Raw genomic sequence first — 22,115 nt, 5'->3', positions numbered from 1 at the left:
CACGGTCGGAGAACAGGATGACTTACGGCATCTACTCCGCCGGGATCAGCGACGAGCAGAAGCGCGAGATCGTCGAGAAGGTGGGGCTGCCATGCCCCTGATACCTGACATTGACGAGTTCGAGGAGCGGGCCGCTATCATCCAGTATGATGGCGGTCTTTCTCGTTCCATGGCCGAGGATCGGGCGGCGCAGGAGCAGGGTTTCCGGGATGCGGCCCAGTTCCGGGAAGCCCTTGCCTATTACCTGCACACCGGGCGTCTGGGAGGGTGGGATGACTGAACCCCTGGAGGTCTATTCTCTCGTGCAGCGTGACGGGCGGTGGTGGCTGCCCTACGGCCCAGAAGCCGATGCCGAAGCTTTGGCACGGGTTTTCAGCAGCGATTGCTCGGTGGTGTTCCTCGGGCCTGATGGTGGCAGCCTTGCCTATGATGTCACGGACGAGGGGGAGGAGGTGGTCAGGCTCGATGATGGGGCATGGCTTCCTCTGACATCCGCTGTTCTCGTCCCGTGGCAGCAGCAGGCAATTCAGCTTGTCATGGATGCCATCGACTGCATGTAGGCTTTTCCTCGGCGGCTTCGGTCGCCGGGGATCACCCACTTTTCTTTTTTCTTCGGAGACCCAAATACATAGGCCAACACGAACACGGGGACAGGATGCAACAACAGTTACAAGGGGATCAGCCAGCCAACGAGAAGCAGGAGGCGATCTTCGATCCTCAACATTCCCGGCCTCTGAACACCGCCATCTGGACGGAAGACCCGGCCTTGCTCGGTCTGGTACAGGAGATTTGGGACGAGCACTTTGCTACCGGGGAGGCAGAGAAGCAGAAGGGCGGCAAGAAGCCCAGACGGCCTTATATCGAGCAGCTACGGGTCTTGGTGACGGACCTTTATCTGGCGTGGCAGGAGGATCCTCTTCTATGCTTGGGTATGCCCTTCTCGGAGGGGGCATGGGATAGCCAATCCCGCTATAACCCCTTGGGGCTTTCCAAGCATCTGGTGGTGCTGGTGAAACAGCTACAGGCGGCGGGTCTCGTGCGAGTATCGGCGGGTAGCTATGCCGCTCCTGGAGCAAAGGGGAACCGGACAAGCAGGATACAGGCTAGCACGGAGCTTCAGAAACGATTCGAGGCGTTGGTTGTTGATGGTCGAGCTATCCAGGTAGTCCCCTCGGAATGCATTATCCTGAAGGAGGGTGAAGGGGAGTATAGTCGTGCAGTGGAATACCAGGACACCGATGACACCCTCCGCATGAGGCAGGTGTTGACGGCTTATAACGGCCTACTCGCGCGGACCTTCATCGACATCCCCACCCTGGAGCAGCCGTGGGTCGTCCGGCAGGACAACAGGGGAAAGGACGTCAGGGTCGCTGTCGGACCTCGCCATCAGTTTGTCAGGCGAATATTCAGCCGAGGTTCATGGGAGATGAACGGACGGTTCTATGGGCCGTGGTGGCAGGGGCTGAACAGCAAGCTACGGTCGCAGATCTTCATCAACGACACTCCGACTGTCGAGATCGACTTCAAAGCCATGCACATCCAGATTCTGGCAGCGCAGCAAGGGGTGGAGCTTCCTCCTGATCCCTATGAGCTTCCCCCTGGACAGTTCCCCGATACCGATCCTGATGAGCAACGCAGGCTGGTCAAGCAACTGGTGCTGACGGCTCTGAACGCCAAGGATACTCATTCTGCCTGTTTAGCCTTTCGGGAAGGGCTTGAGGTTGGACATCCCGGGAAATACTTGAAGAATACTACCCTCCAAAAGACCATCGACACCTTTAGCGAGCATGTCCCGGCGCTGGCAGGTAGCCTTTGCTCGGATGTGGGCATCAGGTTGATGTTCACCGATTCCCAGATCATGGAGCAGGTCATCACCCACTGCACTCTCTTGGATTTGCCTGTTCTGACCATCCACGACAGCGCCATCGTCCCCTATACCCATAGCAAGGAGTTGGAAGCGGCGATGACCCGTGCTGCTGTTGAGGAGGTCGGTCGGGAGATTCCCGTGGAGCCGAAGGCTCTGGGGCTGGACACGATGCAGGATAGTCCTGTTCATGTCCGACAGGATGTCCAGACATGGCGCGAGACGGAACGCTGTGAAGGATATATGACAAGGCTCAAGGAGTGGGAGGATACTACCGGAAGAGAAGTGGTTCCTTTCAACATCCTCTAAGAGAAGATAAGAAAGAAGAGAATTAAGAAGGAGGAGAATACACGAGGAGATTATCCATGCTTCTTCTTCTTCCCTTCCTTCCCCATACTTATACGTATCAGTGAGTTCTGGGTGTATCAGCCATTGCTTGAGGGGCAGGGGCAGGATACTACTGATCGGCCTTGCCGTTCCGCCCGAGCTTGCTTCCGATCCATCCGGTCGCAGAGGATACCGCTGCACTGGTCCTCTTGGCTACGCGTGACAGGCTGGCAACCACGGAATTCTGCTCATCGAGCGACCGGATGACCCGGTCAATCGCCATTTCCTCGCGCTCGTCCAGCCTTCCGTCTGCCTCTGCGACCTCGGTCAGCAGGCGTTTGATCTCTTGTTGCAGGATTCCGAACTTGCAGTCCGGGTTTCCATGAACGAACTCGGCAAGTGCTCGCGTCATATCGGTCAGGCGCGACTTATCATCGTTAGCGCTGAGAACGGCTAGAGCATGGTCCACATAGTCGGGGTCGTAGCCCCAGTCTTCCACGAAGTAATCCCTGACGACCTGAACCTCTCGCGTATCGACATGACCATCAATCGCGGCGACCTTTAGCGAAAGGGCACCCATCAGATCAAGAATCGATGTGCCTAACAGATCCAAGGGCGTGTTCAGGAACCTTGGCACGGTGTCCACACGCGACTGGCTGTATCCTCTGAACAGCCGGGCTACCCCGTAGCAAGCCCCTCCGGTGGCGACGGCAGCGGCAGCAACAACGACTATGGGCGTGGTGACCTGTGCTGTTAAAGGCAAAGCGGCCCACACTGCTGCAAACCCGGTCTTGCCAAAGAACGTCGTGGCGACCAAGCTCGACTTAGCCGCCGCCGCGCCACTTGCAGCAGCCCCCGAAACATCCAACAGATTACGGAAGCCCTTAACCACCTTCAGGCTTGTATAGGCGTCGTCCCCGATCCCCAAGCGTGCCTTGAATTTGACGTCATTCGCCACGACACGCTTGACGGCATCGAAACCGGCGCGTTGTTCCTCTTCGCTCAGATCGGTCATACTCGCACCGTGCTGAAGACCGCAAACTGTGCTGCGAAGCGATCCATGGCCTGCTTCGCGGCATGCTGCCGGATGTCTTCGATTGCACCAGCCGTCACCCCGATCAGGAGCAAGAGTTTGCTGAGAAGGACAGCGAGTAGCCCGCCGATCCATGGCACCGCCCCGACCAGCGTCGTGACGGCTAGCGCAACCGCCACCCCAAGAAGCGTGTTCGGCATGTTATCGACCAGCCACATGGCCATGCCGAGAATTCTCCGTCCGATCGCCACCACGGCCTCGCCGATCTTTACGGTGAACCCCGCCAGATCATAGAGAAGCGCCTTGAGATCAGCCGACAGGCTGGTGCTGTCGAGATACGCCTTGATCTTCCGTAGCGTTGGACCGGATTGGCAGAATTCGATTGCCTCTTCGACGGTGCGTGGCGGTTCGGTATTTCCAAAAGGCAAAGACATATGAGCAGTTCCCCAACAGTACGGCAGGCTTGCGAGGCTTCCAACATAACAGACGGAAACTCCAGCAAACCTTAGCTGGGTATCTTGCCTGGCTGCAAGAGAGGTTTATCTGTTCTGACTAGGTCATGTTGACAAATGACGGAGCCAGAGGCGGATCGACGTGATGTCAATGAAGCCGAGAAAGCTTTCCGCCGTCTTGTCGTAGCGGGTCGCGACACGCCTGGCGTTCTTGAGCTTGTTGAAGCAGCGTTCGACCAGATTGCGCAGGCGATACAGCGAACGATCGACACCAATCCGTTTTTTGCGGGACTTGCGCATCGGTATCACGGGCAGGACGTTGCGCGCCTCCATGCCGTCTCTGATCTTGTCTGCATCGTAGCCGCGATCTGCGAGCAGCACGCTCGGGCGGGGCAGATTATCCACCATCACCAGATCGAAGCCGAGATAGTCCGACGTCTGGCCCGGCGTGATCTCTGTTCTCATAGGTAGCCCGTGCGCGTTGACCAGAAGGTGGATCTTGGTCGTAACGCCACCTCGAGAACGGCCGAAACCTTGTCGCGGAGTCCCCCTTTAGCGCCCGCTGCCTGATGGTGGGCACGGATCACGGTGCTGTCGATCATTTGCAGGGCGCTTGGCACGGCTCCGCTCTGGTTCAGGGCATCCATGATTTCCTCCCACAGGCCTGCCAGCGTCCAGCGCCGGAACTGCCGATAGACGCTTGACCATTTGCCGAACTCGGCAGGTAGGTCCCGCCATGGCGCACCGGTGCGTGCGATCCAGAATATGCCATCAAGAACGAGGCGGTGGTTGGTGGGCTTGCGCCCGTTCGGGGCGCGGACGGCGAAGATGAAGCGCTCAAAGAACGCCCACTCCTCGTCCGACATAAGGTCTCGTGCCAAGCTGGTCTCCATCGCAGATGCCAGCTTGAATCATGCCCCAAGCCCAAGGGGAATCCCTTTTGTCAACACGACCTAATAAGACAGCACAAGGGGTGGCGTGACGGCATTGCTTGGTAGATCGAAGATGCCGACGATCACTCTTTCGTTCCAAGAGGGGAGCCAGACAGCGAACCGAAGGAGGGCAGCTTGGGGCATCTCTTGGGGTATAACCACGCTCGTTGCCCAATCGGCATCACGAGGCAGGTCACGAGCCGATCTAGGCTATCCCGTCAAAAAGGTTCGGAAAGATCCTGTCCTTAAGGGAGGAAAATCCCATCTCCTCAAAAACTTGGATGACTGGCTGGGGCGGTAGGATTCGAACCTACGGTACACGGTACCAAAAACCGTTGCCTTACCACTTGGCCACGCCCCAACTGTGTGGGGGTATCTAGCCAAGCTGTCCGAGGGGTGCAAGAGGCAAAAAGGAAAAATCTTGTGGATAGCTGACAGACATTCTATGCGCCGCGCATGGAACAGGTCGACACCGTCATTCTGGGCGCCGGCGCCGCAGGTCTTTTCTGTGCCGGTACGATTCGTAAGCTACTGAGTGAGCGGGCGGGCCGGGTCCTGATCCTAGATCATGCCCGTGCACCGGGGGAAAAGATTCGCATCTCGGGCGGCGGGCGGTGCAATTTTACCAACCTTGCTACAGCGCCGGATCGCTTTGTCTCGGCCAACCCGCGCTTTGCCGCCTCTGCGCTGGCGGGTTTCAGGCCTGCCGACTTTGTCGCGCTGGTTGACCGGGCGGGAATTGCCTGGCACGAAAAGACCCTCGGGCAGCTGTTTTGCGACGGCAGCGCCCGGCAGATCATCGATCTGCTGCTTCATCGTATGCGCGGGGCTGAGCTACGGCTTGGGATCACGGCAGAGGGGGTCGAACCGGAACCGGAGGGCGGCTTCAGGATAGCGACCTCGCAAGGTGTGATTACTGCACAGCAGGTGGTTGTGGCGACGGGAGGGAAATCCATCCCGAAGATGGGCGCGACCGGCATTGGCTATGACATCGCCACGCGCTTTGGGCTGTCGCTGATCGAGCCGAGGGCAGGGCTGGTGCCTCTGACCTTTGCTCAGCAGGATCTGGATCTCTGCCGCCCTCTGGCCGGGCTGTCGGTGTCGGCCGAGGTCAGCCATGGGGCAGGCCGCAGTCGCAGCCGGTTCCGCGATGGGCTGCTTTTCACCCATCGTGGCCTGTCGGGGCCGGCGATTCTGCAGATCTCGAATTTTTGGCGGGCGGGAGAGCAGATCATAGTCGATCTGGCTCCGGACACCGATCTGGCTGCTGAGCTGCGCGCGCTTCGTGGTGAGAGCGGGCGCGTCGCTGTAGCAACTGCGCTGGCGCGCTGGTTACCGGCCCGGCTGGCTGATGCAATTGCCGCTGAGACCGGATCAGATGGTGCGCGCCTTGCTGATCAAAACAATGCTGTGCTTGACCGGCTGGCAGCGCGGGTCAATCGCTGGACGCTGCGCCCGGTCGGTTCAGAGGGCTGGCGCACCGCCGAGGTTACCGTCGGCGGTGTCGATACCCGGGCGCTTGATTCCCGGACCATGCAGGTGAAATCAATCCCGGGCCTCTATTTCATTGGAGAGGTAGTGGATGTAACCGGCTGGCTTGGTGGCTATAATTTCCAATGGGCATGGGCCTCGGCTCATGCTGCAGGCAAGGCGATTGCGGCGGCCAAAGTAGTGGCCGCCAGCTGATTACTCCATCACCGGATCGGACTTTGCCAGCGCGTCAAAGCGTATCAGAGATTCGATCAACGCCGGCATCCGCTCAAGCCGGATCATATTCGGTCCGTCAGAGGGCGCGTTGTCCGGGTCCTGATGCGTTTCGATAAAGACGCCGGCAACGCCGATGGCCACTGCGGCACGGGCCATGACGGGGGCAAACTCGCGCTGTCCGCCCGACGCTCCGCCTTGGCCGCCGGGCTGCTGCACCGAATGGGTAGCGTCCATGATCACCGGCCAGCCGGTGCGCGCCATGATCGGCAGACTGCGCATATCGGCGACCAGAGTGTTGTAACCAAAGCTGACGCCGCGTTCGGTCAACAGGATTCGCTCATTGCCGGTAGAGGCGACCTTTTCGGCGACATTGGGCATGTCCCAAGGGGCAAGAAACTGGCCTTTCTTGATATTTACCACTGCCCCCGTCTCTCCCGCTGCCAGCAGCAGATCGGTCTGTCGCGACAGGAATGCCGGAATCTGGATCACATCGACCACGGTCCCGGCTGTTTGCGCCTGCTCGATATCATGAACATCGGTCAGGACCGGACAGCCGATGCGGCTGCGCACCTCTTCCAGCATGCGCAGCCCCTCTTGAATGCCAATGCCACGCCGGCCCTTCAGAGAGGTGCGGTTGGCCTTGTCATAGCTGGCCTTGAAGATGAACCCCGCACCGGCCTTGCGGCATGCCTCTGCCATGGTTTCAGCAATCATCAGGGCATGATCCAGAGTTTCAAGCTGGCAGGGGCCAGCAATCAACACCAGCGGCAGATCGTTTCCAAAGGTGACGTTTCCAGCCTGGACATGTTTCATGAAGATACCTGTTCGCGAAGGATCGAGGCCGTCAGCGAAAGCATCAGGTAAATTCCCGAAAAGATCAGGAGCGCCACGATCGTATTTTGAAGTGCTTTAGGATAGGTCGCCTCGTCCGGGGGGACAGGTGCGACCGAAAGGGAAAGATAACGCACCTGCTTGTTCGCTTCGACCCGCGCAGCTTCCATCTGTGCAGCGGCGGTGGCCAGCAGTTCCTGCCGGGTAAGCAGATCAGATTCTGCGATGCGGATTTCACCCGAAATCGCAGCCAAAGAACCGCGGGCGTCATCGCCCTCGGTCAGCTGATCGCGCGTCTCGGCCAACATCTCTTCAAGCCGGCTGATATCGCCCCTGACCCCCGCAACACGGCTTTGGTTGGGTTGCTCGTTGGACAGCAACTGCCCCAGCTCAAGCTTTTTCCCGGAGATCTGGCGTTCAAGTTCAGCAATCCGGTTCATGATCACCGAACCCTCGGCCGCGGGATCAAGTACGCCCAGCTTTTGCTGCAATTCCTGAACGCGGCGCTGCGCCTGCTGCACCTTCGCTTCGGCGTCCTCATAGCTTTCGATCGAGCCCTTCATCTGATCAGAGCGTAGACGGGCGGTCATCTGGTCTACCTGACCCTCGGCATATTTTATCAGAGCCATAGAAAATTCCTGGCTGAGGTTCGCATTGGGGGCGATCACCTCCATGTTGATCACGCCTTCGGTGGGGTCGTAGCCGATTCTTACCAGGCTTTTATACAGTTTGTAGGCCTGCTCGTTCGTCGCATCAGGGGGCAGACGCAGGATCGGGTCGATCTCAGGAGCCTGGAAAGCGCGCTTGAAGCCCAGATCCTTGTCCAGCCGCAACATGGCATCGCGTGAGGTCAGATAGCTCTGCACCGAGACTGAATCGGTGTTGTTGCCAAGCATCGAGCCACCAAACAGCCCCCCCACACCACTGGATCCGGCCTTTTCGGCCTGCTGGATCTGGAACTGCGATATCGTGGAGTACAGCGGCGTTGCGATGGTAAAATAGTAGATCCCCGCGATCAGCGTCGGCAGGCCGACGAAAGCCGCTAGGCGCAGGAACAGCATGATCAGCTTGCGCCGGCGACGGCGGGCGATGTCCTGCTGGATCCGCAGGATCTCGGCGGCGCGGCGATCCTCGGTCATCGCCTCGCGGGAAGGAAGCTGGGGTCCGCCGGGTGGTACCGGAACGATTTCGGTCCCGCGGCGGCGTCCGCCGTTCGGGGCGGGGACCGGCATATTGGAGCCGCCTTTCCTGTCCGGATGGCCCGGGCCTTGCAGCCGCGCGCCCTCTTCGGACAGCAGTTTGCCAACCGAGGCGCGGTGAAAGGGGTCGATGCCGCGTTCGCGCAGACGCACGACGGCCTCGTAGTCCGACTGAACCTCGATCTCGTGCATGGCAGCGATGCGGCGGGCCATGCGCAGCTGGCGGTCGGTCAGGTTTTCTGCCCGCACTGCGGCGATCTGCTCTTCTATCAAGGCGTCCGGCGGGCGCTCGACGGCTTTGGCCGGTTTCGGCTCCGCACCGGGAAAGCGCATGTCGCCAAACCCATCCTCGTTGGTGCTGAAGAGTTGCTCCGGCGCCTTTCCGGACGCGGGGGGCGGATTGTGCTTGTGAACCTGCACCTGTACCTTGCGAGCCGTTTCGACTGCGCGCGAGGCCGTGCCGGTCGCCAGAACCGATTCTTCGCGGTTGATGCGATAGGCGCGCGCCTTAGGCGGTGTAGTCATAATATTGCCTTGCCTCTTCGAGGGTTTCAAAGTGATAAAGCTTGCCGTCGCGCAGGACGGAAGCTGAACTGCAGAACTTCTCGATGGTTTCCGCCTGGTGCGAGACGACCACGACGGTGGCGGATTTCAGGCGTTCGTATAGCACCGATCCGGCTTTGCGGTTGAACTCCGGGTCTGTTGTTGCGGGCATCCCCTCGTCGATCAGGTAGATATCAAATTCCAGCGCCAACATCAGTGAGAATGTAAAGCGCGCGCGCATACCGGCGCTATAGGTGCCGACCGGCATGTCGAAATATTCGCCGACATCGGTAAGCCAGCGGCAGAAGGCTTCGACATAGTCAGGGTCGAGCCCGTAAATGCGGGCGATAAAGCGGGCGTTTTCGGTCGCTGTCAGGCTTGATGTGATCCCGCCCATGAAGCCCAGTGGAAATGAAACGCGACAATCCGAACGAATCGTGCCCTCATCAGGTTTTTCCAGCCCGCACATCATATTGATGATCGTGGTTTTCCCGGTGCCATTCGGGGCCAGAATCCCCATAGACTTGCCAAGCTCGATCCGGAACGAGGCGCGGTCAAGGATCACCTTGCGCTGGGTTCCAGTCCAGAACGACTTGGAAACGTTATCGAATTCGATCATCTGGCCGGCCTGATCCCTTCGCCTGCCTCAGTGCAGGTTCACAATAGCTACTATATACACTGTCTCTGACCGAGCCTGAACGGCCCGGCTGCCGCGGTCGGCACAATATGTCCGGGTAATTGCGCTGTCCACCATGGCGATCAAGGGTTGAGATATAGTGAACGCTCCCCCCTTTTCTGGCTGCCCCTGGCTCTCTATGTGCCAATCATGTCGAAACTGACCGGTCTTGTCCGCGAAATTTCCGCCTGCCGTCTATGTGCGCCGCGTTTTGCGGCAACGGCGACGCGGCACAGCCCGCGGCCCGTGGTGTGGTTTCAGCCGGGGGCGCGGCTTCTTGTGGTCGGTCAGGCACCAGGGATGCGCGTACATCTGGCCGGGCGGCCCTTTGCAGATCGCTCGGGTGATCGGTTGCGTGACTGGATGGGTGTTTCTGAGGCCGAGTTCTATGACCGCAGCCGCATTGCCATCGTGCCCATGGCGTTTTGCTTTCCCGGCTATGACGCCAGGGGGGCTGACCTGCCGCCGCCGCCGCTATGTGCGCAAACATGGCGCAAGCAGGTGATGACTGAGCTGCGTCCGCGGCTCACTCTGCTTGTCGGAGGTCACGCGCAGTGCTGGCATCTGGGCGCTGCTGCGAGACAGGGGGTAACCCGGACTGTTGCTGCATGGCGCGATCATGCGCCGCAGATCTTTCCCTTGCCTCATCCGTCCTGGCGCAATACCGGCTGGTTGCGGCGCAATTCCTGGTTTGAGGCCGAGCTGTTGCCCGAGCTGCGCGCCGCCGTTGCCAAGCTGTTGAGAGGTTCTGATGACCCCGCTGGATGAGCTTTGCCAGGTCCCCTTTCACGAGGCCGACGCCCCCGCGCGCGCCCGTATCCTGTCGCGTCTTGCCGACACCGAACTGTTCGCGGCACTGGTGGCCGAGCCGGTGGGGGATAATGTCGAACTGCAGATCTATGATCTGCCCGAGGGCCGCTTTGCACTGGCCTGTGATCAGGAAGAGCGGCTGGCAGGGTTCATTGGCGCCCCGGTTGCCTATGTTGCATTGCCGGGTCGGATACTCGCCGGTGCACTGGCCGAAGAGGGGCGGGGGCTTTTGGTCAATCCCGGCCATCCCTCGCAATTGATGCTTGATGCCGGGGTGCTGGGCTGGCTGGTGCAGGCACTTCAGGCGCGGCCGAGCATGGCAACGACCGAGGCGGCGCGGGCTTTGGGGGCGCCGACACCAGAAGCGGTCGCGCTTTTGGCCGAGCCCCTGGCTCAGCGGCTGGGCGATATGTCGGGGCTGGTCGGGCAGCTCGCCCTGGTTTCGGCCGAATGGGATGGCGATGGACAGCGCCACGCATTGATTTTGCGTGGGGTTGATTCGGCTCATGAAGCTGCTGTGGCCAAGGCGCTGGCCGAACTGCTGGCCTTTCTGCCAGAGCTGCCGGGTGGCGTTGATATCGGGTTTTCTGAAGGTGATTATCCGGCGGGCGCGTTGGTTATTGAGCCGCCGCCACCCCCGCCTGCGCCTGAACCGGCGCGACGCGACCCTGCTGCCCCGCCTCGTTTGCGGTAGGGAGTAAAAGCGAAAACCCGCCCCAAGGGGCGGGTCTTAGCAAGATCACTGCAAGTTGATCTGATGCGAGTCAGGCGCCCCAATGGCGGATCGGGCCGCAGTCCATGTGGACAAAGTTTGAGCGCGAGTATTTGCCAACCCCACCTGCCTGGCAGGCAGAAGCAGCCTTGTACATTTGGGAAACCGAACGCGATTTCAGCCGCAGGTCTGCAGCCTTGCCGACCATATGCAGCGAGTTCCGGGCAACGCCGGACGAACGCGAACGCAGCATCGCATTGGTCTTGGGCGAGCGGTAGCCCGACAACATCATGTAGGGTTCGTTGGTTTGCAGCAGACGGTGCGAGGCTGCAGCGATATCAACGGTGCGCGGGTCGATTCCGATCACCTGACCGGTCCGCCAGTCGCGCATGAAGATATTGATTTCATTGAGAGCGTCCCGGATATACTTGCCATCGACCCAATAGACCGTGTCGAGGCTTTCGCCCGTACGCCCCGAGTACATGCGGATGCGGCGGATGTCGCCAGCGCCACGCAAAAGTCCGAAGGCATTGGCCATAACCGGCGCTGCTGCCACCGTCGTCGCCGCGAAGACACCTAGGATGCCCCGACGCGAGATAGATTCAAACGTCATGTCAGATCGCCTGTCCTGCTTTCGTTGTTTTGCCGCCTGTTTGAACGGCTGCCCCGGTTTAGCCGGAACCTGTGAAGAATATGTCACCAGCGCGCGACCCGAGGGAAGCGTTTGATTCAGGGCGCGGCGGATACTTGCCATTCTCGGCAAGAATCCGCCGAATGAAAGTCCCGATGGAACCCGATTCCACGTTTCTGCATGGCTGTGCTTGCGCTGCATCATTGATCAGGGAAAACGTCGCGGCTCGCTGGACCGTAAAACAGGCTGGTGCGAAGATTTCCAACACTAGGGAAAGGATGTGTCGGGTGCGTCTCTCCGGATTGATTCGCGCAACGGTTGTCGCGACCGTTCTGGGTGCTGTTCTGACGGCTGTGCCCCGTCTTGCGATTGCCCAGGCGCTGGAAACCGCACCCGTAGCAGCGTTGCCCGCGCCGCGGCTGACCTTCTCGGAACAAGAGATGCTGCTTGCCCGGCAGGCGGCTGCCTATCCGGGGCTGGCCGATTTCTATGGGACGAACGGGTTGAAACCGTTGTTTTCGGAGCCGGAGGGCGCCGTACGCCGCGCGGCCCTGATCGCGGCTATTGACGAGGCTGCCTCGCACGGATTGCCGCCTTCGCGCTATCGGGCGCAGCTCTTGCGGCAGCTGGACCGTGAGGGGGTTGATACCGCTGAGGAAGAGATCCGCTTTGCCCGTGTCTTTGCCGATTGGAGCCACGACATCACCGGCGGTATCCTTGATCCGGCCAGGGTTGAGCCGGGAATCAAGCGTGAGGTTCTGCGTCCGCGCCCGGGCGATCTGCTGCGTGAGTTTGCGACCAGCGCCGATCCGGCGGCGATGCTGGCCGCATTGCCTTCGCAAGACCCCCGTTACGAGGCGCTGCGCAAGGCGTTGTCGAAGCAATCGCGGCTGGTCGCCCCTTCTGATGCGCCGCAGGTGCCCGAAGGACTGTGGCGCGAGGGGATGAGCGACCCAGCCATCGCCGCCTTGCGGGTGCGTCTGGCTTCGGTCGGATTTGCGGCTGTGCCAGCCGGCAGCCCGCTGACCTTTGATGCCCCTTTGACGCAAGCCGTCGCCGGTTTTCAGCAGGCGGCCGGTTTGCCGGCTGACGGGGTGGCCGGCCCGCGGACCGTAGCGCGGATCAACCGTGGCCCGGGGGCCGAGGCGGCCCCGATCCTGGCCGCGCTTGAGCGGATGCGCTGGATGTACGGCCATGACCTCAATGCCCGCCACGTTTGGGTAAACCTGCCCGAATTCAACGCCCGCATCTATGAGGCCGGGCAAGAGATCTTTGAGACCCGCGTCGTAATCGGCAAAGCCAAGCCTGATTTCGAGACGCCCGAATTCACCGAGACGATGAAATATATGGTGGTCAATCCGCGCTGGAACGTTCCGCGCTCGATCACCGTCAAAGAGTATCTGCCCCGGTTGCAGGCGAATCGTAACGCGGTCAGCCATCTTGATGTGGTGGACGGGGCGGGGAACGTGATCCCGCGCGACCGCATCGATTTCCGTCAATACACCGCCAAGACCTTTCCCTATCGCATGCGGCAAAAGCCCAGCGACGACAATGCCTTGGGTCAGGTCAAGTTCATGTTCCCCAACCCGTGGAACATTTACCTGCACGACACCCCGACCCGGCATCTTTTCAATCAGTCGAGCCGGGCCTATTCGCATGGCTGCATCCGTGTCGGACGGCCGATTGATCTTGCACATGAACTGCTGCGCGGACAGGTCGCCGATCCGGCGGCGGTCTTTGACAAGGCGCTGCGTTCAGGGCGCGAGACCTATCTGAACATCAGGCCTCCGTTGCCTGTGCATCTGGTCTATTTCACCGCTTTCCCGGATGAAACCGGGCAGATCCATCGTTTCCCCGACATCTATGGCCGTGATGCGCTGATCCATGCGGCGCTGGTCAAGGCCGGGCTGGATTCTGCTGCCATGGATGAATAGATGAACCCAACCAAGGGGGAGTCTCCGCATGACACTGACCATCTCGGAACTGGCCCGCGCCCTTGATGCCCGCCTGTGGGGTGATGGAAGCCTGATCGTCCGTGGAGCGGCCGAGGCCGGGCAGGCGCGTGAAGATCAGATCGCGCTTGCCACGACCGAGGCTTATGCCGCAAAGCTTGCCCCCGGTGGCATGGCGCTTTTGGCCGACAGCTCGGACCCCGAGGCGCTGGGTCTGCGCGCAGCGATTCTGGTCGCGCGACCGCGCCTTGCCATGGCCGGGCTGACCCGTGCCTTTGACCCCGGTCCGGGGATCGCACCCGGCATCCATCCCACTGCGGTGATCGACCCGACCGCCGAACTGGGCGAGGGCGCGGCTATCGGGCCCTTTGTGGTGATTGGCCCACGTGTGCGGATCGGCGCTGGGGCACGCATCGCGTCTCATGTTTCGATCGGGGCCGATACGGTGATCGGCCGCGATGTGTTGATTCATCCCGGTGTGCGTATTGCCCATGGTGTCACCCTTGGCGACCGGGTGATCCTGAACCCTGGCGTTTCGCTGGGCGGAGACGGGTTTTCCTTTGTCACGCCCGAGAAATCGGGGGTGGAGGAAATCCGCGAGACCCTTGGCGCGAGAAACGAGATTCGCCAGCAGCACTGGACCCGCATTCATTCTCTGGGCGGGGTCGAGATCGGCGATGATGTCGAGATCGGGGCCAATTCGACCGTGGATCGCGGCACTATCCGCGCGACCCGTGTCGGGCGCGGCACCAAGATCGATAACCTTGTCCAGATCGGCCATAACTGCATCGTGGGCGAGGATTGCCTGCTATGCGGCCTTGTCGGTATCGCGGGCTCGGCCCGGATCGGCAACCGCGTGGTCTTGGGCGGGCAGGTCGGTGTCTCGGACAATATCTTTGTCGGTGACGATGTGATTGCGGGCGGAGCGACCAAGATCTTTACCAATGCTCCCGCCGGTCGCGTGCTGCTGGGTAGTCCCGCGGTAAAGATGGAAACCCATGTTGAGGCGCAAAAGAACATCCGCCGTTTGCCGCGACTCTATGCGCAAGTGGCCGAGCTTCGTGAAACTGTTAAGAAACTGCTCGACAAGGGCGGCGCGGGATAGCATTTCCGCAGGTAATCGTCCCTGACCGGGACAGAACGGAGGCCGAGATGACAGAAATCCGCGAGCGCATCATCCAGATCATCGCAGAACAGGCGATGCTGGACCCGTCCGAGCTGAAGCCTGAAATGTCGCCGGAGGAAATCGGTATCGACAGTCTTGGGCTGGTCGAATCCATCTTTGCTATCGAGGAAGCCTTCGACATCTCGGTGCCTTTTAACGCCAATGAACCCGAAAAGTCGGACTTCGACATTTCCAGCCTTGGCGCCATCATCGACGCCGTGGAAAAACTGGTTGCCGAAAAGGCATGAGCGCCAAAAAGATCAAGGGCGAAAAGCAGCCCAAGTCCGAACGCAAGGCCGGTAAGGTCAAGGGAAAGGTCAAGACCGCCACCAAGCTGGCGCGTGCCATGTTGGGCCGCGTCATCATGGGCCGCCATGCCAATGGGATGCGCCGCGTTGCGATCACGGGCATGGGCACCATCAATGCGCTGGGACGCGACGTGCCCTCAACGCTTGAGGCCATGCGGGAAGGGCGCTGCGGCATCGGCCCGTTGGAGTTCCGCGATGTCGAGCGGCTGGCGATCCGCATCGGCGGTCAGGTCCGCGACTGGGAGCCAGAGACCTATTTCAACCGTCAGCAGATCGTTCTTTACGATAAGTTCACCCAGTTCACGCTGCTGGCCGCGCGTGAGGCGGTGGCGCAGTCCGGCCTGATTTTCGAGGGTGAGCTGGGCACGCAATCTGGCGTGGTTCTTGGTACCGCGGCGGGCGGCATGAACACCTGGGACGAAAATTACCGCACCGTTTACGAAGAGGGTAAGAACCGCGTTCACCCCTTTGTCGTCCCCAAGCTGATGAACAATGCGGCATGTTCGCATCTGAGCATGGAGTACGGGCTGCTGGGGCCCAGCTTTACTGTTGCGACTGCCTGTGCCAGCTCGAACCACGCGATGGGGCTTGCCTTTAACATGGTGCGCTCGGGTGCGGCGACGGTGATGCTGACCGGCGGGTCCGAGGCGATGCTGTGCTTTGGCGGCGTCAAGGCCTGGGAAGGTCTGCGCGTGATGTCCAAGGACGCCTGCCGGCCCTTTTCGGCCACCCGCAACGGTATGGTGCAGGGCGAAGGCGCCGGGATATTCGTTTTTGAGGATTGGGAACACGCGGTTGCGCGTGGTGCTGATATCCTTGCCGAAGTGGTGGGTTTTGCTATGTCGGCCGATGCGCATGACATCGTCATGCCTTCAGCTATCGGTGCGCAGCGTACCATTGCCGGTGCAATGCTGGATGCGCATATACGGCCCGACGAGATCGGCTATATCAATGCCCATGGCACCGGCACTGCTGCCAATGACAAGACCGAATGCGCGGCGGTTGCCCATGCTTTTGGTCATCATGCCGACCGGCTGATGATCTCGTCGACCAAGTCGATGCATGGTCATCTGATTGGCGGGACGGGAGCGGTCGAGCTGCTGGCCTGCATCATGGCGCTGCGCGACGGGGTGATCGCGCCGACGATCGGCTATGAGGAGCCGGATCCGGAATGTGCGCTGGATGTGGTTCCGAACGAGGCGCGCGAGGCGAAGGTTGAGGCGGTGTTGTCGAATGCCTTTGCCTTTGGCGGGCTGAATGCGGTGATCGCGCTGCGCAAGGCGTGAGGTAAGGGGGCTCTGCCCCCTTCGTCGCTGCCGCTCCTCATCCCCCGGGATACTTGGGCACGAAAGAAGCGGGGGTTGTGCTCAATCATCTGGGTGCGTCGATCTGGGGCTTTTCTCTGCTGGCGCGATGACCTATTTGCGCAGGGAAAACCAAGGAAGGCACCCATGGCGAAGATCACCTATATCGAGCACAACGGCACCGTCCATGAAATCGACGTCAAGCCCGGCATGACTGTCATGGAAGGAGCGCGTGACAATGGCGTTCCGGGGATTGATGCGGATTGCGGTGGGGCCTGTGCCTGTTCGACCTGCCATGTCTATGTTGCAGCGGAATGGGTAGACCGCCTGCCGGCCAAGGATCCGATGGAAGAGGATATGCTTGACTTTGCCTGGCAGCCTGATCCGGTGCGTTCGCGCCTGACCTGCCAGATCAAGGTGACGCCTGAACTGGACGGGCTGGTGGTGAACCTGCCCGAACGCCAGATCTGAGATTGATCCTTGGCCTACGCGTTTTCGGTACTCGCCGGCGCGTTGGCTTGGGTCATGTAGCGCATGAATTCGGAAAAGATGTGCCCTGACAGTTCGCGGAAAGGGCGAGGGTCACATTTTAGCCATGGATCAATGCTGCGGGTCGCAAAGACCATGTTTGTGCCTTTGACGAGGTAGTGCATCATCATCACTGCGGTTTCGATATCCAGATCCGCAGACAGGATGCCGAGCTGCTGTGCCTCGCGCAGTTTGCGTAGGCAGAGATCGCGCATCGACAAGGTGTAACGTTGAAGCGTGCCGTCGGGTTTGATCGGACTGCTGAGCCCCCTGGCCATGACCTCGAAAAACACCGGGTTTTCGTCGGCCCAGTCAAGATAGCTCTGCAGAAAGCAGTTCAGCTGTTCGATTGGGTCGGTGATATTGGCGTCTGCCAGGTCGCGATTCTGTCGGTCATTAAGCAGTGTCACGGCGTGGTAGACGAGACCTTCGTGCAGGTCCTGAACTGAGGGAAAGACCTCAAGGATCTCCCCCTCATCCATATCAATGTGCCGGGCCAGCTCGCCTGCATCGGCAGGCATGCGGCCGGTTTCTTCAAGAAATGACTGTGCTGCAAAAATCAGTTTTTGATAGAGGTTGCCTGGGCGTTCCATCGTTTGCTCCTGACGCCACGCATCTGGAAACTTAACAGACTTCCGCTATTGCGGAAGCCTGTATTCTGATTTTGCAGGAGACTATTTTCTCAGCCTTCGGCGCGGGCCTGGCGCTTGCGCTCGTGAGGATCGAGGTAGCGTTTGCGCAAACGGATGCTTTTCGGCGTGACCTCAACCAGTTCGTCGTCGTCGATATAGGCGATGGCCTCTTCGAGCGACATCCGCACGGGGGGCGTCAGCCGCACCGCCTCATCCGAGCCGGCGGCGCGGATGTTCGTGAGCTTCTTGCCCTTGAGCGGGTTCACCTCAAGGTCGTTGTCGCGCGAATGCTCGCCGATGACCATGCCCTGATAGACCTGTTCTTGTGCGCCGATGAAGAGCTTGCCGCGTTCTTCGAGGTTCCACAGCGCGTAGGCGACCGAGACCCCGTCTTCCATCGAGACGAGCACGCCCTGACGGCGGCCCTGGATCGGGCCTTTCCATGGCGCCCAGCCGTGGAAGATGCGGTTCAGTACGCCATTGCCGCGCGTGTCGGTCATGAACTCGCCATGATAGCCGATAAGCCCGCGCGACGGCACATGTGCGACGATGCGGGTCTTGCCATGGCCTGCCGGGCGCATGTCGACCATGTCGCCCTTGCGGTCGCCGGTAAGTTTTTCGATCACGACGCCGGTGTAGTCGTCATCAACATCAATGATGACTTCCTCGATCGGTTCAAGCCGCTGGCCGTCTTCTTCCTGGAAAATGACGCGGGGGCGCGAGATCGAAAGCTCGAACCCTTCGCGGCGCATGTTTTCGATCAGAACGCCCATCTGCAATTCGCCGCGGCCCGAGACGATGAAAGCCTCGCCGCCCGGGGTATCTTCGACACGGATTGCGACGTTTGATTCGGCCTCTTTCATCAGCCGTTCGCGGATGACGCGCGACTGGACCTTGTTGCCATCGCGGCCAGCCAGCGGGCTGTCGTTGATGCCGAAGGTGACGCTGATCGTCGGCGGGTCGATCGGCTGGGCGGGCAGGGGGGCATCGACCTCGGGTGCGCAAAGCGTGTCTGCCACGGTTGCCTTGGACATGCCGGCGATGGTTACGATATCGCCCGCGACCGCCTCATCAATCGGTTGCTGGGTCAGGCCACGGAAGGCCAGAACCTTTGAAATGCGGAACTGTTCGATGCGCTGGCCGTCGCGCGACAGCGCCTTGACAGTGTCGCCTGCACGTGCACGGCCGGCCTCGACCCGACCGGTCAGGATGCGGCCGATGAACGGGTCGGCGCCAAGCGTCGTCGCCAGCATCTGGAACGGCTCGTCCGTGCGCGAGATCTGCTTGGGCGGCTGGACATGACGCAGGATGAGATCGAACAGCGCCGACATGTCCTTGCGCGGCCCGTCGAGGGCTTCATCCGCCCAACCGCCGATGCCCGAGGCATAAAGATGCGGAAAGTCGAGTTGTTCGTCGCTTGCGCCGAGGTTGGCGAAGAGGTCAAAAACCTCATCCAGCGCCTTGTCAGGATCGGCGGCCGGTTTGTCGACCTTGTTCAGCACGACGATCGGCCGCAACCCCAGTGCCAGCGCCTTGGAGGTCACGAATTTCGTCTGCGGCATCGGGCCTTCGGCAGCGTCGACCAGCAGACAGACGCCGTCAACCATGCCGAGGATGCGTTCGACCTCGCCGCCGAAATCGGCGTGACCGGGGGTGTCGACGATATTGATGCGCGTGCCCTTCCACTCGACCGAAGTGGCCTTGGCAAGGATGGTGATGCCACGCTCGCGCTCGATGTCGTTGCTGTCCATCGCGCGTTCGGCCACGGCCTGATTTTCGCGGAAGCTGCCCGACTGCTTCAGGAGCTGGTCGACCAGCGTGGTCTTGCCGTGGTCAACGTGGGCGATGATCGCGATATTGCGGATGTCCATTGGGGGCCTTTGTCAGAATTTGCGCCCCCGGTAGCGCAGAGTGCCGCAAAACACCAGCGCCAATCGACGTCAGCGCAGTCCCAGAAGCCCGAGAATAAACAGCACCACGACGACAAGGCCGACAAGATAGATGATCGAGTTCATGGCGGTTTCCCCTCCCTTGGGTGACCGTTAGATGCCCCATCCCGTTGATGGACGGTGTCTTTGAAAAAACCCGCCGCAAGTAAAAAAGGTTCCGGCCGTCGCCGCCTAGACCTCTTGTTTTGCGAGGGATTCGATCAGCGGCCGGATGCCCGAGATATCGTACCCCGCCTTGGCCGCCGTGGTCAGCAGATCCTCGACTGGTTCCTGGCCTGCGCGCGACAGGGCCCACAGGACGGTCGAGCGGTTGCCCGAGCGACAATAGGCAAGTTTCGGTCCGGGGGTGGCCAGCGCCTCGGCCTGTGCCGCGATCATTTCGGGTGTGATCTGGCCGGGAACGAAGGGGTTATAATGATAGGCAAGCCCTGCGGCCTCGGCTGCGGCACGCATCGCCTCGTGATCCTCGTCCGGTCCGACTTCCTGGTCGGGGCGGTTGTTGATCAGCACACGGAACCCGGCCTCGGCCAGAGCGGGCAGATCCTCGGGTTGGATCTGGGCCGAGACGGCAAGATCGGGGGTCAGTTGTCGCAGGTCCATGCGGGGCTCCCTGATTTCGATTGGGCGGCTATGGTTGCGCCGCGAGGCGCCATGAAGGACGGATCGTCCTGTTTCGCCCGACTGTCAAGCGTCGCATGAACCAGGATGTCAGGCGATGGCGGCCGCCTCTTCGACAAGCAGGGGCAGGGTCGCGAAATCGTCGAAGGCAGCCTGATGGGTCATCTGCTCGACCGGGGTCTTGCGGTAACCGCGCGTGAACAAAAGGAACGGAACGCCGGTATTGCGGGCGCATTCCTCGTCGAATTCACTGTCGCCGACATAGACGCCGCGTGGCTGTTCGGAGTCGGCACCAAGCGCCGCGAATGCCGCGCGCAGCGGTGCGGGGTCGGGTTTGCGCTGGGGCAGCGAGTCGCCGCCAATCACCACGCGGAAAAGCTGGGCGATGCCAAAGTGGTCAAGCACCTTTTGTGTGGGGCCAAGCGGTTTGTTGGTGCAGATCCCCAAAGGATAGCCGCGATCAGCCAGCACTCCCAGCGCCTCGGTCACATGGGGATAAAGCCGGGTCAGGTTGGTTGCGCCGTGATAGCGGGTCATGAATGAGGCGACGAGGTCGCGATGCGCCTCGCGCGGCAAGCCCGTCGCGCCCGAGATCTTTTGCCAGAGGAGATCGACGCCGCCGCCGACAAAGCCGCGCACCTGATCCAGTGTCAGCGGCCGGATGTCATGCAGGCGCAGGACCGCGTTCACACAGGCATGAATGTCGGGAACACTGTCGATCAGCGTGCCGTCGAGGTCAAAGATAACCGGGCGGGGGGCAAGACAAACGTTCATTCACACCTTCCATTTGATCGAGCAGCCCATCGAGGCGACCTGCTCGCGCGGGCCCTGACCGGTTTCTGCAATCTGCACCATGGCCTCAAAAAGTTCGCGCCTTACGTCGGGGGGCGCAGGATTGCGGCCCGAGGCATCGAGCCGGCCGCGATATTGCAGCTCTCCGGCCGCATTGTAGCCGAAGAAATCAGGGGTGCATTCAGCGCCATAAGCGCGCGCAACCTCCTGACTTTCGTCATAGAGGTAGGGGAAGGTAAAGCCGTGCTCCTTGGCCATCGCCTTCATCTTCCCGGGCGAGTCCTCGGGATACTGGCTGACATCATTCGCCGAGATCGCAACGACTCCGATGCCCAGTTTTTGCAGATCTGCTGCATCGCGCCGGATGCGGTCGATGACGGCCTGCACATAGGGGCAGTGATTGCAGATGAACATCACCAGCGTCCCGCGCGGCCCCGCGATATCGGCCCATGAGACCATGCGCCCATCGGGATCGGGCAGGGTGAAGGCGGGCGCCTTGGCACCAAATTCACAGACAGGAGGACTGACCGCCATGAGATCTCCTTTCTTGTGGGTGATGACGGGGCTGTCGCCCATGCGGATTCGCGGGTCAGACTATGCCGCGCCATCAGGGAAAGAAAGGGCGCTGCCCGGCTTGTCCCCGGTTCGTCCTATTGCCGCAGCTTCGTACGGGCGGTGTATTGGGGATGAAGGGGCAGCAACAGCACTGACAACCGCCACAGGTCGGTCCCTGCGATCGACCATAATGCGGGCCATTGCCGGGGCCGTTGCGAACAGTGGCCGGTTGCAGCCGATACCGCCAAGGGATACGGGATCAGCACGGTGGAGGAGCACATGGCTTTGTCCTCTCTGTCCGTCCGGTATCCAGTTTTGCGGGCCGATTCCACCTGTCACCCGGACACAGGCGGGGGCCTTTTCTCGCGTCCGCAAGCAACTGCCGGCTGTCTTCTGAAGACGTGCAGAGATCGAAGGATTGCTGCGTGTCTGCCATAGCGCCCTTGCTCATTTCGAGGTCGCGGCATCCATCTTTCTCATTTTCAGCCCGGCTTTTCGCCTTACGTGGGCTGTTCGCATGTTTTGCCAAGATGTGATCCTTGCCACGCTCTCGGGTCAGAGCCGTCTCCAGCCGCCGCCTCAGGGTGGTGGATGA

General features: G+C 60.7%; 23 protein-coding genes and 1 tRNA gene. 11 read left to right on the top strand and 13 right to left on the bottom strand.

The window, feature by feature from the left end:
* Positions 1–91: 91 nt before the first annotated feature.
* The 3 genes from PARACOCCUSGL_RS0116930 to PARACOCCUSGL_RS0116920 all read left to right on the top strand — a co-directional run bounded on the left by PARACOCCUSGL_RS0116930 (position 92) and on the right by PARACOCCUSGL_RS0116920 (position 2,173).
* Positions 92–280, top strand: a complete 189-nt coding sequence (locus PARACOCCUSGL_RS0116930; RefSeq protein ID WP_010399171.1) for a hypothetical protein — start codon at positions 92–94, stop codon at positions 278–280.
* Complete coding sequence (locus tag PARACOCCUSGL_RS0116925; RefSeq protein WP_010399169.1) at positions 273–560, top strand: hypothetical protein; 288 nt, start codon at positions 273–275, stop codon at positions 558–560. Before PARACOCCUSGL_RS0116930 ends, PARACOCCUSGL_RS0116925 begins: the two co-directional genes overlap by 8 nt.
* A 95-nt stretch (positions 561–655) precedes the next feature.
* A complete protein-coding gene (locus PARACOCCUSGL_RS0116920; RefSeq protein WP_010399166.1) occupies positions 656–2,173 on the top strand; it encodes a hypothetical protein in 1,518 nt (505 codons plus the stop codon).
* Positions 2,174–2,321: 148 nt separating this feature from the next.
* Here the strand turns inward: PARACOCCUSGL_RS0116920 and PARACOCCUSGL_RS0116915 are convergent, their stop codons facing one another.
* The 4 genes from PARACOCCUSGL_RS0116915 to PARACOCCUSGL_RS0116895 form a co-directional block, all read right to left on the bottom strand.
* Positions 2,322–3,206, bottom strand: a complete 885-nt coding sequence (locus PARACOCCUSGL_RS0116915) for a TerB family tellurite resistance protein (protein ID WP_010399164.1) — start codon at positions 3,204–3,206, stop codon at positions 2,322–2,324.
* Positions 3,203–3,658: a hypothetical protein gene (locus PARACOCCUSGL_RS0116910; RefSeq protein ID WP_010399162.1), complete on the bottom strand. Its 456-nt coding sequence runs from the start codon at positions 3,656–3,658 to the stop codon at positions 3,203–3,205. The genes PARACOCCUSGL_RS0116915 and PARACOCCUSGL_RS0116910 overlap by 4 nt, the downstream gene beginning before the upstream one ends.
* 123 nt (positions 3,659–3,781) lie before the next feature.
* Positions 3,782–4,569 (bottom strand): IS5 family transposase gene (locus PARACOCCUSGL_RS21610; protein ID WP_138918374.1). Its coding sequence is split into 2 segments (ribosomal slippage): positions 3,782–4,230 and positions 4,230–4,569, totalling 789 coding nucleotides; the frame shifts between segments, so codons are not numbered across the junction.
* A 325-nt stretch (positions 4,570–4,894) separates the two neighbouring features.
* Positions 4,895–4,969 (bottom strand) — tRNA-Gln (locus PARACOCCUSGL_RS0116895).
* Positions 4,970–5,064: 95 nt separating this feature from the next.
* On the opposite strand from PARACOCCUSGL_RS0116895, the gene PARACOCCUSGL_RS0116890 reads away from it, so the two are divergent.
* Positions 5,065–6,294, top strand: coding sequence for an NAD(P)/FAD-dependent oxidoreductase (locus PARACOCCUSGL_RS0116890; RefSeq protein WP_010399156.1), 1,230 nt, complete (start codon positions 5,065–5,067; stop codon positions 6,292–6,294).
* On the opposite strand, the gene kdsA is transcribed toward PARACOCCUSGL_RS0116890, so the two are convergent.
* The 3 genes from kdsA to PARACOCCUSGL_RS0116875 are packed head-to-tail and all read right to left on the bottom strand — an operon-like array spanning position 6,295 to position 9,507.
* Positions 6,295–7,128 (bottom strand): 3-deoxy-8-phosphooctulonate synthase, encoded by an 834-nt coding sequence (gene kdsA, locus PARACOCCUSGL_RS0116885; RefSeq protein ID WP_010399153.1) that lies wholly within the window; start codon positions 7,126–7,128, stop codon positions 6,295–6,297.
* On the bottom strand, positions 7,125–8,870 hold the full coding sequence (locus PARACOCCUSGL_RS0116880; RefSeq protein WP_010399149.1) for a capsule polysaccharide transporter: 1,746 nt from the start codon (positions 8,868–8,870) through the stop codon (positions 7,125–7,127). The genes kdsA and PARACOCCUSGL_RS0116880 overlap by 4 nt, the downstream gene beginning before the upstream one ends.
* A complete protein-coding gene (locus PARACOCCUSGL_RS0116875) occupies positions 8,854–9,507 on the bottom strand; it encodes an ABC transporter ATP-binding protein (protein ID WP_010399146.1) in 654 nt (217 codons plus the stop codon). The genes PARACOCCUSGL_RS0116880 and PARACOCCUSGL_RS0116875 overlap by 17 nt, the downstream gene beginning before the upstream one ends.
* Before the next feature lie 207 nt (positions 9,508–9,714).
* On the opposite strand from PARACOCCUSGL_RS0116875, the gene PARACOCCUSGL_RS0116870 reads away from it, so the two are divergent.
* Entirely contained in the window at positions 9,715–10,332 is a 618-nt protein-coding gene (locus PARACOCCUSGL_RS0116870) for a uracil-DNA glycosylase family protein (RefSeq protein WP_010399144.1), read from the top strand.
* Positions 10,316–11,068, top strand: a complete 753-nt coding sequence (locus PARACOCCUSGL_RS0116865) for an SseB family protein (RefSeq protein ID WP_010399143.1) — start codon at positions 10,316–10,318, stop codon at positions 11,066–11,068. Before PARACOCCUSGL_RS0116870 ends, PARACOCCUSGL_RS0116865 begins: the two co-directional genes overlap by 17 nt.
* A gap of 70 nt (positions 11,069–11,138) precedes the next feature.
* On the opposite strand, the gene PARACOCCUSGL_RS0116860 is transcribed toward PARACOCCUSGL_RS0116865, so the two are convergent.
* Positions 11,139–11,699 (bottom strand): DUF882 domain-containing protein, encoded by a 561-nt coding sequence (locus tag PARACOCCUSGL_RS0116860; RefSeq protein ID WP_010399140.1) that lies wholly within the window; start codon positions 11,697–11,699, stop codon positions 11,139–11,141.
* A 305-nt stretch (positions 11,700–12,004) separates the two neighbouring features.
* Between PARACOCCUSGL_RS0116860 and PARACOCCUSGL_RS0116855 the strand changes: the two genes are divergently transcribed.
* The 5 genes from PARACOCCUSGL_RS0116855 (at position 12,005) to PARACOCCUSGL_RS0116835 (ending at position 16,917) form a co-directional block, all read left to right on the top strand.
* On the top strand, positions 12,005–13,651 hold the full coding sequence (locus PARACOCCUSGL_RS0116855) for a murein L,D-transpeptidase (RefSeq protein ID WP_237701552.1): 1,647 nt from the start codon (positions 12,005–12,007) through the stop codon (positions 13,649–13,651).
* Between the two features lie 28 nt (positions 13,652–13,679).
* Positions 13,680–14,774 (top strand): UDP-3-O-(3-hydroxymyristoyl)glucosamine N-acyltransferase, encoded by a 1,095-nt coding sequence (lpxD, locus tag PARACOCCUSGL_RS0116850; protein ID WP_010399135.1) that lies wholly within the window; start codon positions 13,680–13,682, stop codon positions 14,772–14,774.
* 47 nt (positions 14,775–14,821) lie between these two features.
* Positions 14,822–15,082 carry an acyl carrier protein gene (locus PARACOCCUSGL_RS0116845; RefSeq protein ID WP_010399134.1) on the top strand — a complete coding sequence of 87 codons (261 nt, stop codon included), beginning with the start codon at positions 14,822–14,824 and terminating at the stop codon, positions 15,080–15,082.
* A gap of 137 nt (positions 15,083–15,219) precedes the next feature.
* Positions 15,220–16,428 (top strand): beta-ketoacyl synthase, encoded by a 1,209-nt coding sequence (locus PARACOCCUSGL_RS0116840; RefSeq protein ID WP_010399132.1) that lies wholly within the window; start codon positions 15,220–15,222, stop codon positions 16,426–16,428.
* A gap of 165 nt (positions 16,429–16,593) precedes the next feature.
* Entirely contained in the window at positions 16,594–16,917 is a 324-nt protein-coding gene (locus PARACOCCUSGL_RS0116835; RefSeq protein ID WP_010399129.1) for a 2Fe-2S iron-sulfur cluster-binding protein, read from the top strand.
* A gap of 14 nt (positions 16,918–16,931) precedes the next feature.
* Here PARACOCCUSGL_RS0116835 and PARACOCCUSGL_RS0116830 read toward each other — a convergent pair whose 3' ends face one another.
* The 5 genes from PARACOCCUSGL_RS0116830 to PARACOCCUSGL_RS0116810 form a co-directional block, all read right to left on the bottom strand.
* Entirely contained in the window at positions 16,932–17,567 is a 636-nt protein-coding gene (locus tag PARACOCCUSGL_RS0116830) for a TetR/AcrR family transcriptional regulator (RefSeq protein WP_010399126.1), read from the bottom strand.
* A gap of 89 nt (positions 17,568–17,656) precedes the next feature.
* On the bottom strand, positions 17,657–19,477 hold the full coding sequence (typA, locus tag PARACOCCUSGL_RS0116825) for a translational GTPase TypA (RefSeq protein WP_010399124.1): 1,821 nt from the start codon (positions 19,475–19,477) through the stop codon (positions 17,657–17,659).
* 249 nt (positions 19,478–19,726) lie between these two features.
* Positions 19,727–20,155 (bottom strand): TIGR01244 family sulfur transferase, encoded by a 429-nt coding sequence (locus PARACOCCUSGL_RS0116820; RefSeq protein WP_010399121.1) that lies wholly within the window; start codon positions 20,153–20,155, stop codon positions 19,727–19,729.
* 108 nt (positions 20,156–20,263) lie between these two features.
* On the bottom strand, positions 20,264–20,947 hold the full coding sequence (gene gph, locus PARACOCCUSGL_RS0116815) for a phosphoglycolate phosphatase (protein ID WP_010399119.1): 684 nt from the start codon (positions 20,945–20,947) through the stop codon (positions 20,264–20,266).
* Positions 20,948–21,499, bottom strand: coding sequence for a thioredoxin family protein (locus tag PARACOCCUSGL_RS0116810; RefSeq protein ID WP_010399118.1), 552 nt, complete (start codon positions 21,497–21,499; stop codon positions 20,948–20,950).
* Between the last annotated feature and the right edge of the window lie 616 nt (positions 21,500–22,115).

The organism is Paracoccus sp. TRP, from assembly GCF_000185925.1.
GTDB lineage: Bacteria > Pseudomonadota > Alphaproteobacteria > Rhodobacterales > Rhodobacteraceae > Paracoccus > Paracoccus kondratievae.
This window is presented reverse-complemented; position numbering and strand designations above follow the sequence as displayed.